8 protein-coding genes are annotated in these 13,249 nt (G+C 66.8%); 5 read left to right on the top strand and 3 right to left on the bottom strand.

From position 1 onward, the window contains the following. Positions 1-583, top strand: a 583-nt coding sequence (gene purN / locus ACFP9U_RS03185) for a phosphoribosylglycinamide formyltransferase (protein ID WP_378618966.1), incomplete at its 5' end; no start/stop codon positions are given. Between the two features lie 30 nt (positions 584-613). Here purN and ACFP9U_RS03180 read toward each other — a convergent pair. From ACFP9U_RS03180 to ACFP9U_RS03170, 3 genes are all read right to left on the bottom strand, one after another. Continuing rightward, positions 614-1,768, bottom strand: a complete 1,155-nt coding sequence (locus tag ACFP9U_RS03180) for an AAA family ATPase (protein WP_378618965.1) — start codon at positions 1,766-1,768, stop codon at positions 614-616. A 158-nt stretch (positions 1,769-1,926) separates the two neighbouring features. Next, entirely contained in the window at positions 1,927-4,059 is a 2,133-nt protein-coding gene (locus ACFP9U_RS03175; protein WP_378618963.1) for a 3-hydroxyacyl-CoA dehydrogenase NAD-binding domain-containing protein, read from the bottom strand. Continuing rightward, entirely contained in the window at positions 4,059-5,459 is a 1,401-nt protein-coding gene (locus ACFP9U_RS03170; RefSeq protein ID WP_378618962.1) for an acetyl-CoA C-acetyltransferase, read from the bottom strand. Before ACFP9U_RS03170 ends, ACFP9U_RS03175 begins: the two co-directional genes overlap by 1 nt. Before the next feature lie 192 nt (positions 5,460-5,651). Here ACFP9U_RS03170 and ACFP9U_RS03165 point away from each other — a divergent pair, with 192 nt between their 5' ends. From ACFP9U_RS03165 to ACFP9U_RS03150, 4 genes are all read left to right on the top strand, one after another. Further along, positions 5,652-5,903 carry a hypothetical protein gene (locus ACFP9U_RS03165; protein WP_378618960.1) on the top strand — a complete coding sequence of 84 codons (252 nt, stop codon included), beginning with the start codon at positions 5,652-5,654 and terminating at the stop codon, positions 5,901-5,903. Next, on the top strand, positions 5,900-6,385 hold the full coding sequence (locus tag ACFP9U_RS03160) for a hypothetical protein (RefSeq protein ID WP_378618959.1): 486 nt from the start codon (positions 5,900-5,902) through the stop codon (positions 6,383-6,385). Before ACFP9U_RS03165 ends, ACFP9U_RS03160 begins: the two co-directional genes overlap by 4 nt. Positions 6,386-6,593: 208 nt before the next feature. Further along, on the top strand, positions 6,594-8,528 hold the full coding sequence (locus ACFP9U_RS03155; protein ID WP_378618957.1) for an autotransporter assembly complex protein TamA: 1,935 nt from the start codon (positions 6,594-6,596) through the stop codon (positions 8,526-8,528). Beyond that, a complete protein-coding gene (locus tag ACFP9U_RS03150; RefSeq protein ID WP_378618956.1) occupies positions 8,525-13,138 on the top strand; it encodes a translocation/assembly module TamB domain-containing protein in 4,614 nt (1,537 codons plus the stop codon). Before ACFP9U_RS03155 ends, ACFP9U_RS03150 begins: the two co-directional genes overlap by 4 nt. Positions 13,139-13,249 lie beyond the last annotated feature (111 nt).

Genomic DNA, 13,249 nt, shown 5'->3' with positions numbered 1-13,249 from the left:
CGCACCGGGCCTCACGGCCGCGCGCGCGGCCGGCATCGAGGCCGTCCCTGTGCCGCGGACGGACTTTGCCGACAAGGCGGCCCATGAGGCGGCGATCGAGGAAACGCTCTCCGCCCACGAGACGGAACTCATCTGCCTTGCCGGTTTCATGCGCATGCTGAGCGCGGATTTCGTGAACCGGTGGGAGGGTCGGATGATCAACATCCACCCTTCGCTCCTGCCGCTCTTTCGCGGCCTCGACACCCACGCACGCGCGCTCGAAGCGGGCATGCGCATCCATGGCTGCACGGTCCATTTCGTCACGGCGGAGATGGACAGCGGGCCTATCGTCGCCCAGGCGGCCGTCCCGGTTTTGCCGGGCGATGCCCCGGACGACCTCGCAGAGCGCGTCCTCAGGGTCGAGCACCAGATCTATCCGTTGGCGCTCGCCCTCGCAGCCTCGGGCAAGGCGCGCATGGAGAACGGCAAGACCGTCTTCGCCCGCAACGGAGACATCGGCTGGAGCGAGAAGGCCAGCTTCCTCATCCCGTCCTCCCTGGAGGAGGTCCGCGACCTGGAGGATCTGGCCCGGCGGACACCCTAACCGCCTCTTGGGAACTTCCAGGGCGACGTGCTACCGGCTCGGCCACGACCAGGGCACCGGCTCCACGCTGTCGATCCGCGTCTCGCCGAGGCTCTTGGTGAGTTCGTAGCCGCGAATACCCGCCTCCGCCAAAGCCTCCACGAGCGGTGCGGCGTGGGTGACGACGACGATCTGGCAAGAAGCCGAGGCATCCCTGATCAACCGCGCGAGCGGTGCCAGCAGTTCCGGGTGGAGGCTCGTCTCCGGCTCGTTCAGCACCATCAGGCCGGGCGGGCGCGGGGTGAGCAGGGCCGCGAGCAGAAGTAGATAACGCAGCGTACCGTCGGACAATTCGGCCGCGCGCAGGCTGCGCAGCAGCCCGTGCTGGTGCATCAGGAGTTCCAGCTTTCCGCCCGATTCCTCGATCGCCATCGAGGCGCGGGGGAACGCGTCGTCGATCGCCGCCGCGAGCGCCTCCTTGTCGCCGATTTCCCGGATGGTCTGCAGCGCAGCCGGCAGGTCCGATCCGTCCGCGGCGAGCACCGGCGTGCGCGTGCCGATCCGCGCGCTCCTTGCGGGCGCCTCCGCGTCGGTGCGAAAGTGGTCGTAAAAGCGCCATCCCCGCATGCGCTCGCGCAGCACGAGCAGCTCCGCCAGGTTCCTGGGATCGGCCGCTTGCATCATCATGCTCTCATAGGGCGGCAGGTTGGTGATGGGCGTGTGTCGGCGCCCCGCTTCGTCCAGCGCCATAACGGCCGGGCCGGAGCGCGTGGCAAAGGTGTTGCTGCGGCTCAGCGCCTCCCCGACCCAGACCGCTTCCGCCTTGATTTCCGGATCGAGATTGAACATCGAGCCCTGCGCGGCGACGGGAAGGCCGAGATCGATGGCGTAGCCATAGTCGTCCGAGGCAAATCCGAGCTTCAGGCTGACCCTTTCCTTTCTCACCGTCCCCTGTATCTCCTGGGTTCCCTGTCGCATTTCGCGCGAGATCCGCTCGGGGCCGGCCCACAGGGTCGATTGCAGCCCGCCTTCCGCCGCAAGTGACGCGATGACACGGCCTTGCGCCACGTCTGCCAGGAGGCGAAGCGCGCGGTAGAAGCTCGATTTGCCCGTCCCGTTGCGCCCGGTGATGACGGTCAGGCGGTCGAGCGGCAGAACCAGGGAGCGGATGGAGCGGTAGCCGGAAATCGCGAATGTATGAATCAAGGCATCCGCCGGGAATACCCGGCCCTTCTTCAAAAAGCGCTGACCCTGAGAGCAGTTCCAGGAAAAGTGGAAGCCGGTCTTCCCTCCGGAATTGGCTGGAATTAAATGGTGAGATCAGTTCACCGTTCCCATGAGACGGTGAACTGAACTAGCGGCTGTCAGGACGGCGCCTCTTGACCTTTCAACCGCTCCCAACCCGCATCCGGCGCGAAGCGGGGGCCGTGCTTCTCCTCCAGTTGCTGCAGCTTGGTGACGATCTCGTCTGCCCCGCGCGAATGCGCATAATGCAGCGGGCCGCCGCGGAACGGAGCAAAGCCCGTACCGAAGATCATCGCGCCATCGGCCGTGTCCTCATCCGGCACGACGCCTTCCCGCAGGCAGCGCACCAGCGTGTTGAGCATCGGCAGGACCAGCCGGTCGGCCAGCACCGCGTCCGCCTTCGGTGTCTCCGCCTTCTTGGCCACCCTTACCTCGTCGCTCTTCGGCCGACCCTTTTCGTCATAGGTGTAGAGTCCCTTGCCGGCCTTGCGGCCGGTTTCGCCGTTCTCCACTTTCTGCACCAGCCATTCCGGCACGTCCGGCATGGGTTCGTCGAGGCGCTCCTGCAGCATGCGCGCGACCTCCAGGCAGATGTCGAGGCCGACGCGGTCGGCGAGTTCGATCGGCCCCATCGGCATGCCGAAATCCCGCGCCGCCGCGTCGATCACCTCCTTCGGCACGCCCTCGTCGAACATAACGAATGCCTCGACCAGATACGGCGTCAGGGCACGGTTGACGAGGAAGCCCGGCGCGCTCTTCACCGGCGCCGGCAGGCGGGAGATGTCGCCGCAAAACGCATTCGCCCTTTGCAGGGTTTTCTCGCCCGCCTCGTCATGGCCGACGATCTCGACGAGTTCCATCCGCGTGACGGGATTGAAGAAGTGCAGGCCGACGAAACGCTCCGGAAAAGCCAGTCCTTCGCGCAAGCTTTCCAGGGGAATGCTCGACGTGTTCGTGGCGAGAATCGCGTCCTTTTTCATGCGCGGCGCGACCGCCTCGAAAACCTTGCGCTTCACCGCCTCCTTCTCCGCCACGGCCTCGATGACGAGATCGGCCTTGGACACCCCCGCACCGTCGAAATCCGGTATCAGCCGGTCGAGTGCGTCGCGCCGGTCGAGGCTGGAATGCAGCTTTTTGTCGTAGAAGGACGATGCCCGACCGATGGCCGCGGCGATGGCCTTGGGCTCGAGATCGGTCAGCGTCACCCGCTTGCCGCGCGCCGCGCACCAGGCGGCGATGTCGCCGCCCATGGTGCCCGCGCCGATGACATGCACGTGCTTGACGCCGCTCTCGCCGCGGCCGCGGCGCTTCAAGCCTTCGCGCAGGAAGAAGACGCGCATGAGGTTCCGCGCCGTCTCGCCAACGAGCAACTGCGAGAAAGAGCGGATCTCGGCCCTTTGCATGTTCCGTTCGTTGCCGCCGTGCTCCTCCCAGAGGTCAATAAGCCGGTACGGCGCCGGGTAATGCGCCCGGGGCGCCTTCTTCTCCGTCTCCGCGCGCATGCGCTTGGCGGCCATGCGGCGCGCCGGTCCAAGGCCCAGAAGGTTCGCCCTCAACCCGCCGGCCGCGGATTTCAGCTCGCCGGAGACGGCGGCCTTCACCGCGTTCTCCACGTGCCGCTCCTCCACCACCGTGTCGACCAGGCCGAGCGCCTTGGCCTTTTTCGTGTGCACGGTGCGCCCGGTCAGCATCATCGTCATCGCTTCCACGGGATCGATGAGCGACGTCAGGCGGAAGGTGCCGCCAAGGCCCGGATGCAGACCCAGAAGCACCTCGGGAAAGCCGAAGCTCGCACCGTCAACGGCGATGCGGTGCTTGCAGGCGAGCGCCAGTTCCAGACCGCCGCCGAGGCAATGGCCGTGGATGACGGCGATGGTGGGCATCGGCAGTCCCGCCAGCCGGTCGACCACCTCGTGCGCCCGGCGCATACGTTTTTCCACCTCACCCGCATCATGCACGCCGCGGAAATCGCGTATATCGGCGCCGGCAACGAAGCCGCCCTTCTTGGCCGAGCGGATGACCAGCGCCCTGGCGCTCAATCCCTGCACCTCCGAAAGCACGCGGTCGAGTTCGGCGATCACTGCTTCGGAAAGCGTATTGGTGCTCTCCTCCGCCCGGTCGAGCACCAGCCAGACGACCCCGTCCTCCGCCTTGGCATAGCGCCAGTGGGTCAGCATCCCGGTCGCTTCCGGCGGCCCGAGTTCCATGTTGCGCCGCTCGAGCACCTCCCAGACCGTTTGCGAGACAGCCATCACACCACCTCCAGAAGCATGGCACCGCCCTGCCCGCCGCCGATGCATTCGGTGGCGATGCCGCGCTTCAGTCCGAGGCGGCGCATGGCGTTGGCGAGATGCAGGACAATGCGGTTTCCGCTGCTGCCCACCGGGTGTCCGAGGCTGATCGCCCCGCCGTCGACATTGAGCCGGTCGCGCGAGATCGCGCCATAGGGTTCTTGGAGCCCGAGCACGTCCCGGCAGTATTCATCATCCTCCCAGGCCGCCAGGCAGGCGAGCACCTGCGCTGCGAAGGCCTCGTTGAGCTCCCAAAGATCGATATCCGAGCGCTTCAGCCCCCGCCGTTCGGTCAGGGCGGTGCAGCATAGCGTCGGCCCGAGCCCCATGACCGAGGGATCGAGCGCGGCCCATTCGCTGTCGACGATCCGTGCCATCGGCTTGAGCTTGTGCTTCTTCACCGCCTCTTCGGAGGCGAGCACCACCCAGCTCGCACCGTCGGTGATCTGGGAGGAGTTGCCGGGGGTCACCCGGCCGTAGGGCTTCTCGAAGACCGGCGTGAGCTTGGCGAGCTTTTCCATGGAGGAGTCCGGTCGCACGCCGTCATCCTGATCGTAGAGCCGGCCCTCGCGCGTGACCGAGGCGATCACCTCGCCCTTGAGAAACCCCTCGCCCTGCGCCCGCGCCAGCCGCTGGTGGCTTTCCAGGGCGTATGAATCCGCCGCCTCGCGTGTAATCCCGAAAGCGTGGCCGATGATCTCCGCCGTCTGGCCCATGCCGAGGTCGGTGAGCGGATCCGTCAGCCCCCGCTCGAGGCCGACGACCGGCTTTGCCATGCCGGGCCGGAAAGCGCCGACCGCCGCCGCCCGCTCCCACGCGCTCTTGGCCGTGGCCATGCGCCCGAACCAGGATGCCGCCGTGTTGGACAGGACGAGCGGCGCATGTGACAGGGCCTCCGCCCCGCCGGCGAGGATGAGATCGGCCTCTCCGCCCTCGATGAGCCGGAAGCCGGTGTCGATCGACTGCATGCCCGAGCCGCAGTTGATCTGCACCGTGAAGGCGCGCATCGCTTCGCCCATGCCGAGCCGCAAGGCGGCCACCCTGGCCGGGTTCATTTCGTCGGCGATCACGTTGACACAGCCGAGAATGACGAGTTCGAAATCCTCCGCGGCAAAGGGTTGCCGGGCCAGAAGCGGCCGCCCGCACTGCACGGCGAGATCCACCGGCGTGAAGGGCCCCGGCTTGCCGCGCGCCCGCAAGAAAGGCGTGCGCGCGCCATCGACCAGATAGACCGGCCGCGCCCCTGCCTCGGTTCTGGCGGGAGTCCGTGGCGCGGCGGCCTTGCGAGTCGGTGTCGTTGCACGACGCGATTGCGTACCGCGGGGACTGCGTCGTCTCGACGGCTTGGGTGTCTCGGCCATGGGCGAATCCATCTCCCTGCAACGGTGGGCTGCAGAATAAGAGTCTTTGGCCTGTTTGCCCACCACCCGGCGCTCCGACTTGGCAACGCCCGCCGTCCGGCTTCGTTCCGGCATGGGAATTTCACGCCGTGGCGAAACCACATTGCCCTTCCTGACGTTCGATCGTCAGACCCGCCCGCAAAGGAGAACGAGATGGCACGGCAGAAATCCAAAGAGGCCCGGGAGCGCAACCGCGCGGGCAATCTGAGGCAGACGGATTTTGCGAACGACAGAATGGGCAAAAACAGCCTTCAGGGCGATGACCAGACGAGCGTGCGCAACGAGCGCCACGACCAGCCCGACACCCGCAGAGACGCCGACGAGGTGATGGAGAGCTTCGAGAAGATGGACAAGGACAAGCGCGCACGCACCGATCTGGGCAAGGGCAACAGGAGCGGCAAATGAGAATGCGGGGCATTCTCCTTCTGGGGATGGTGGGCATACTTCTTTCCACCGCGCCTTCTCCGGCCCAGGTAACCGAGGATGAACTCCTCGAAAACGAAGAGCCGCCCTTCATCGTCGAGGATCGTCCGGCGCCTGATGACCCGGAAGAACCCCGTATTCGTCGCACGGACGAGGCCTTCGTTCAGATCCGCGGCTCCTGGGCCAGCAACGAGACCGCGTGCACGTCGATGGAAAACCAGGACGACGGCGGTCTTTACGTCACCGATACGCTCATTCGCTGGGAGGACGCGGCCTGCAGCATCCGAGAGATCGATTCCGAGGACGGTGCGGCCGACGTCCATGCCACATGCGCTACCGAGACCGGCCGCCGGGATCGTCTGTTCCACCTGCGGGTCGTCGGCGAGGATACCCTGGCTCTCAGGGTCTTCACGGGCGCCGGAGAACAGGAAGCCACATTGACGCGCTGCGAGGCGGCGCAGTAACCTGCATCTCTGAATTGTAATCGCATGGCGGCAGCGTGGCAGACTTGCCACGAAAACGACTGAAACTCCATAAACCGGGGCCGTTCAGGCCCTTGGCCATTGCGAACCTGGCTATTTAAAGTCATTTTGCGCGCCGGCGGGTTGTGTCGGCGGGGGCGGTGAGACTTTGAAAGACGACTGACATGACTTTGCGGGGTCGGGAGGGATTTTGAGCACTCGGATCGCCGATGCAGATCGAGTATTGCGTCTCTGTGTCGTTGCCGCGTTGGCCTTCGGCCCGGTTTTTGCCGCGCCCCCAGCCAGTGCGCTCGAGATCTTCGGCCTTCGGCTCTTCGAGCGACAGGACGCGGAGGAAGACGACACCTTCATCGGAACGCCGCAGCCTTACACCGTCGAATTCACCGTCTCCGGCGACGACGAAGAAATCGAGTCCGACCTGAAGAACGCCTCGAGCCTGTGGGCAGACAGGGAAGAGCCGGCCGCGGGCGTGGCCGGCCTTGTCGCCAAGGCCCGCGGCGACTACCGGCGGCTTCTGGACGCGCTTTATGGCCAGGCCCGTTATGGCGGGACGATTTCGATCACCCTAGACGGCCGCGAGGCATCCGACCTCCTGCCCGATGTCGAGCTCGCCGACCCGGCGGCGGTGCGCGTGACGATCGATCCCGGTCCCCTGTTTCATTTCGAGCGGGCGCAGATCGTCAACAAGGCGCCGCCCACGACCAACAGAGACGATCACGTGGCCGATCCTGCGGAGGAGGGTTTCCGCGTCGGTGAACCCGCCCGCAGCGGTGCCATAGTAGGCGCCGGCCGCCTCGCCTCCGAGGCATGGCGCCACCAGGGCTATGCCAAGGCAGAGGTTGCCGAGCGCCGCATCGTTGCCGCCCATGACACGGAGACGATTGACGCGACGATACGCGTCGAGCCCGGCGCCTACGCCGTGTTCGGACCGGTGACGGTCAGCGGCACGGAGCGCATGGATCCCGCTTTCGTTGCCCGGCAGACGGGAATCACGCCGGGCACCGAATACGACCCCGACGACATGAAAAAGGCCAATGACCGCTTGGCGCGGCTCGACGTCTTCAGCAGTTCCCGCCTGCAGGAAGCCGAGACGGTCGGACCCGACGGGCGCCTGCCGATCGAGGTGATCGTGCAGGAACGCCCGCCGCGCCGCTTCGGCGTCGGCGGCTCGTATTCCACGCTCGACGGGCTGGGCTTCGAAGCCTACTGGCTGCACCGCAACCTCTTCGGCCGCGCCGAGCGCCTGCGTGTGGAAGGCCGGGTCAGCGGCCTCGGTGAGACCTTCAAGCCCGACGAGCTCACCTATCGTGTCGGCACCACCTTCACCAAGCCCGGCATCTACACGCCGGAAACCGATTTCGTCGCCTCGGTCTATGGCGAACGCGAGGTGCTCGACGCCTATACGCGGACGGGCGTTTCCGGCCGGATCGGCTTCACCCATCGGTTCTCCGAGGAGCTTTCGGCCCGGCTCTTCGCCACCGGTGGCTATAACCATTTCAACGACGATATCTTCGGCGAGCGCGATTTCGTCACCGCCGGCTTCCTGGGCGGGATCACCTACGATACGCGCGACAACGCCGCGAACGCCACGCGGGGCATCTTTACAGAACTCACCGTGACGCCCTTCTACGAATTCGAATACGGCAACGCCGCCGCCAGCGTGGTTGCCGAGGCACGCGCCTATTACAGCCTCGACGAGGAAAGCCGTTTCGTGCTTGCCGGCCGCGTCAAGGCGGGCGCCCTCTTCGACCCGCCGATTGCCGAGACCCCGCCCGACAAGCTGTTCTTCGCCGGCGGCGGCGGCTCGGTGCGCGGCTACGCCTACCGCAACATCGGTGTCGAAACCCCGCTAGGGGTCGCCGGCGGCCGCTCGCTCATCGAAGGCTCAGCGGAGTTGCGCGTGCGCGTGACCGACACCATCGGCATCGTCGGCTTCGCCGATGCCGGCTATGTCGGTGCCGAGGCCTTCCCGGATTTTTCCGAGGACCTGCGCATCGGCGTTGGCGCGGGACTGCGCTATATTACCGGTTTCGGCCCCATCCGGCTGGATATCGCCGTGCCGCTCGACCGTCGGGAGAATGACCCGAGCGTTGCGCTCTACGTTGGAATAGGACAGGCATTTTGACCCGGTTTCTGCTCACCCTGCTTCTCCTCTTCCCGGTGCTTCCGGCCCTGGCCCAGGACGGCGCGGCCGACAGCCCGCAAGAAGAACGCTCCCTCTTCCTCTCCTTCATCGAGGACCAGCTTTCCACGCCCAACCGGCAGATCCGCATCAGGGGCATCCAGGGGGTGCTTTCCTCGCAGGCAGCGATCGGGGAAATCACCGTGGCCGACCGGGAAGGCGTTTGGCTGCGCATCACCAACGCTTCGATCAATTGGAGCCGTTCGGCTCTGGTCCTGCGCCAGCGCCTGCAGATACAGCGCCTTGCGGCCGAATCCATCGAGGTCTACCGGCGCCCGGTCCCGGCGGAAGGGTTGCCGGCGCCGGAAGCCAGTTCCTTCGCCATCCCGGAACTGCCGATTGCCATCGTGCTCGAGCAGCTTCAGGTCCCGCGCATTTCCTTCGGTGAAGAAGTGTTCGGCCTTGAATCGGTGTTGTCCGTGGACGGCCGCCTTCGCCTGGAAGGCGGCTCGCTCGACACCGCGCTCGAGATCGTGCGCATCGACGGCCCGGGCGGCAATCTGTCGATCGAAGCCGCCTACGACAACGCGACCGAGGTGGTCGATCTCGACGTTACCCTTTCATCGCCCGAAAACGGCGTCGTGGCCAATATGCTCAACATCGAGGGACGGCCGCCGCTTTCCCTCACGCTCGCCGGTTCCGGCCCGGTGGAAAATCTTGACCTGTCGCTCGCCATGACCGTCGACGACGAACCCACCCTGTCCGGTATCGCCCGGTTTCGCGGCGATCCGGAAGGACTGGGCTTCGACATCGATGTCGGCGGACCGATCGTGCGCCTCGTCCCCACCCGTTTCCGTGGCTTCTTCGGCGAGGAGACCACGCTGCAGGCATCGGGCATGTCCAAGAACGCCGGCGGGCTGCGGCTCGACACCTTCGACCTGGTAAGTGCCGCCTTGCAGATCAACGCGACGGCGGAAACGGCAAGCGACGGGTTCCTGACCACGCTTACGCTCGACGCAGAGATCGCCGACCCCCAGGGCGAGCGGGTGCTTCTGCCCGTCAGGGGCGGTGAAACCTTTGTCGACTCCGCCAGCCTGACCGCCCGCTACGGGACCGCCGATGACGAAGCGTGGCAGGCGGAACTGGAGATCGACAATCTCCGGACGGGTGAATTCGCCGCCGAGAACACCGAAATCCGGCTCTCCGGCATGGCCGCGAACCTTTCCAGGCCTGCCGAGCGGCGCCTCACCTTCGATCTCGACGGGTCGCTCGCCGGCATCACGGCCGAGCGCGCCGACGTCGCCGAAGCACTGGGCCGCTCTGTCAGCCTCGCCGCCAGCGGTGCGTGGGCGGCGGGAGAGCCGATCACGCTTGAAACGGCGGAGATCGCCGCGCACAGCCTCACCGCCAGGCTTTCCGGCATCATCACGGAATTCGCCTTCCGCGGCGACATCGGGGTGGAAGCGGACAATATCGCGCCCTTCTCCGGTCTTGCCGGCCGTGATCTGGGCGGCAGCCTGAGCCTCGCCGCAAACGGCGAGTTGCATCCCATCACCGGCGCTTTCGATCTCGATCTTGACGGCCGGGGCGAAGACCTGCGCATCGGCACGCCCGCCGCGGATGCGCTCTTGGCGGGCACCACGCGCCTTACCGGGCAGCTTACGCGCAGCACGGAAGGATTTTCCGCGAATGATTTCCGCATTGCCGGTGACCGGTTCACCCTGACGGCTGACGGCACCTTCGCCACCGAGGCCGCCGATTTCCGCTTCGATGCGGACCTTGCCGACCTCGCCGTCCTCACCGAGCGCGCCGAAGGCCGCCTGACGGCGAGCGGACGCGCCACGGGCAGCGCGGGCCAGCTCAGCCTCTCATTCGAGGCTCAGGTCCCCAGCGGCCGTTTGCTCGATAAGCGCCTCGCCGAGGCGGAGATCGGCTTCGAGGGCACCTTGCAGGACGAGGCGCTCGCCGGGCTTGTAAGCGGAGAGGCTTTTCTCGATGGCGTGGCCGCCAGCCTGCAGTCGCGCGTGAACGTCTCGGCGGGAGAGCGGCGCCTGAGCAACCTCGACTTTACTGCCGGCGGCGCGCATCTCACGGGTGACCTTGTGCAGGATCGCGAAGGCCTCTTCACCGGACAGCTCACGCTCGATGCCAGCGACATTTCGACCGCCGCCGCCCTGTTCCTGGTGGAAGCGAGCGGCGCCATCGATGCCGAGGTTGCCTTTGCGCCGCGCGAAGACGCACAGCATGTCGCGATCGAGGCGACACTGCGCAACGTGGTCGCGGAACAGGTCTCGCTGGAAGATGGCGAGCTGGAAGCGAACGTTGCCGATCTCTTCGGCGTGCCGGCCGTCGAGGGAACACTGCGGGCAACGGGCCTCACGGCCGCCGGCATAGACGTGGCGCGCCTCCAGGCCACCGCGGAGACCAGCGGCAGAGAGACCGCGTTCGACGGCGAGGCAACGCTCGCCAACGGCACCGAGATCGCCGCGCGCGGCGCGCTGGCGCCCGCGGACGGCGGCTTCATCGTATCCCTTGCGCAGGCCAGCCTCGTGCAGGGGGATATCGCGGCCCGGCTGCTCAGGCCGGCCAGCCTCACCGTCCAGGGTGACACGATCACCTTCGAACCGGTCGACATCGACATCGCCGGCGGACGTGTATCCGCCGAGGGCGAGATCGGCCGCGATCTCGACGTGGCGGTGTCGCTTGCCGACGTTCCGCTGTCGATCGCCAACACCGTGCGCCCCGACCTGGCGCTCGGCGGCACGCTTGACGGCGAGGCCACCATTTCGGGCACCCGCGATGCCCCGCAGGCCACCTTCAACCTCACCGGCCGCAACATCGTCGCCGCAGCCCTTTCGCAAGCCGGTATTGCCTCGCTCACGGTCGATGCGACGGGAAACATGCGCGGCGAAACGCTCGTCGTCGATGCACGCGTCACCAGTCCCGGCGGCGTCAGTGCCACGATCAGCGGCGACGTACCGCTCACCGACAGTGGACTGGCCGTCGACGTCGACCTTCGGGCCTTCCCCCTCTCGCTCCTCAACGCACGCGTGCCGAACCAGGATCTCGGCGGGACGCTCACCGGTTCGGCACGCGTCACCGGCAGCCTTGCCGACCCACGCGCCGAGTTCAGCCTGCGTACCGACGCGTTCACCGCAAGAACGCTCGCCGCCTTCGGCGCCGCACCGCTGAACGTATCCGCATCCGGCAGGTTTGCCGAAGAGACGATCATCCTCACCGCGCTGGAGGCGACGGGCCCGGCGGGCCTGACCGTGTCCGGCAGCGGCCGCATTCCCCTCACCGGCAGCGGCCTTGCCGTAAACGCGCGCGGCACGATTCCGCTCGCGCTCGGCAACCGCCTGCTGGCCGATCGCGGCACGCAGTTGACCGGCACCGCCGTCGTCGACCTCAACATCGGCGGCAGCCTCTCCAACCCGGCGATCTCAGGGACGGTATCCACCACCGATGCGGCCGCCGTCGATCCGATGACCAATCTCCGTCTCAGCGCCATCCGCATCGACGCCGGGATTCAGGGTGACACCGTTACGATCCGCTCCAGCTCCGCCTCCCTTGCGACCGGTGGAACGGTTTCGCTCTCCGGGACGATCTCGACCGACGCGAGCGCGGGCTTCCCGGCAAATCTGTCGTTGGGGCTGAATGAGGCACGCTACACGGACGGTGAACTGGTTACGGCGACCCTGAGCGGTACCCTGTCGCTCGCCGGACCGCTCACACGCGATCCCCTGCTGTCAGGCAACCTGTCCGTCGACCGCGCGGAAATCATTGTGCCGGAGAATTTCGGTGGCGGTGGCGCGGGCATCAACGTCCGGCACGTCGATCCGCCGGCGGGTGTTGCGCGCACGCTGCAGCGGGCCCGTGCCGACGACGGGACGCCTGTCCCCGGCGGCCGCCCGAGTGTCATGCGCCTCGACGTCACGGTCGACGCTCCGGCGCGAATCTTCGTTCGCGGCCGCGGATTGGATGCCGAGCTCGGCGGCTCGGTCACGCTCACGGGACCCATCACCTCGGTGCAGCCGGTCGGCGGCTTCCGCCTCATACGCGGCCGCCTTGCCATTCTTGGACGGCGCATCACCTTCGATGAAGGGACGGTCACGCTGGTCGGCGACCTCGACCCTTATCTGGATTTCGTCGCTCGCTCGGAGGGGCGCGACATTACCGTGTTCATCACCGTGACGGGCCGCGTTTCCGACCTCGACGTCGCCTTCTCGTCCCAGCCACAACTGCCGGAGGACGAGGTGTTGGCGCGCCTGATCTTCGACCGCGGCCTGAACGAGCTTTCGCCCGTTCAGCTCGCCCAGCTCGCGGCCGCCGCCGCAGAGCTTGCCGGCGGCGGCAACACCTCGCTTCTCGGCTCGCTCCGCCAGGCGGCCGGCCTCGACGAACTCGACGTCGTCACCGATCCGCAAGGCAACGTCGCCGTGCGCGCCGGACGCTACATCCAGGAAAATATCTATCTCGGGGTGGAAGCGGGCGCCAGCGGCACCACGCGCGCCACCATCAACCTAGACATTACCGAAAACCTGAAGGCGCGCGGTGCCGTGGGCTCGGAGGGAGATTCGAGCGTCGGCGTCTTCTACGAGCGCGACTATTGATGCTCCGCCGCCACTACAGCGCCGTGCGCCATTCGGACGCACAAAGCACGCTGTAGGGTTTCAGTCCGCGCATCGCACTTCTCGAAAACCGATTCAGGTTCTCGAACCGAT

Source organism: Nitratireductor sp. GCM10026969 (assembly GCF_042660605.1).
Classification (GTDB): Bacteria; Pseudomonadota; Alphaproteobacteria; order Rhizobiales; family Rhizobiaceae; genus Chelativorans.
This window is presented reverse-complemented; position numbering and strand designations above follow the sequence as displayed.

Excerpts from the sequence above, each read along its gene's own strand:
- ACFP9U_RS03175 (WP_378618963.1), bottom strand. The coding sequence starts at position 4,059 with ATGGCTGTCTCGCAAACGGTCTGGGAGGTGCTCGAGCGGCGCAACATG.
- ACFP9U_RS03170 (WP_378618962.1), bottom strand. The coding sequence starts at position 5,459 with ATGGCCGAGACACCCAAGCCGTCGAGACGACGCAGTCCCCGCGGTACG.
- ACFP9U_RS03165 (WP_378618960.1), top strand. The coding sequence starts at position 5,652 with ATGGCACGGCAGAAATCCAAAGAGGCCCGGGAGCGCAACCGCGCGGGC.
- ACFP9U_RS03160 (WP_378618959.1), top strand. The coding sequence starts at position 5,900 with ATGAGAATGCGGGGCATTCTCCTTCTGGGGATGGTGGGCATACTTCTT.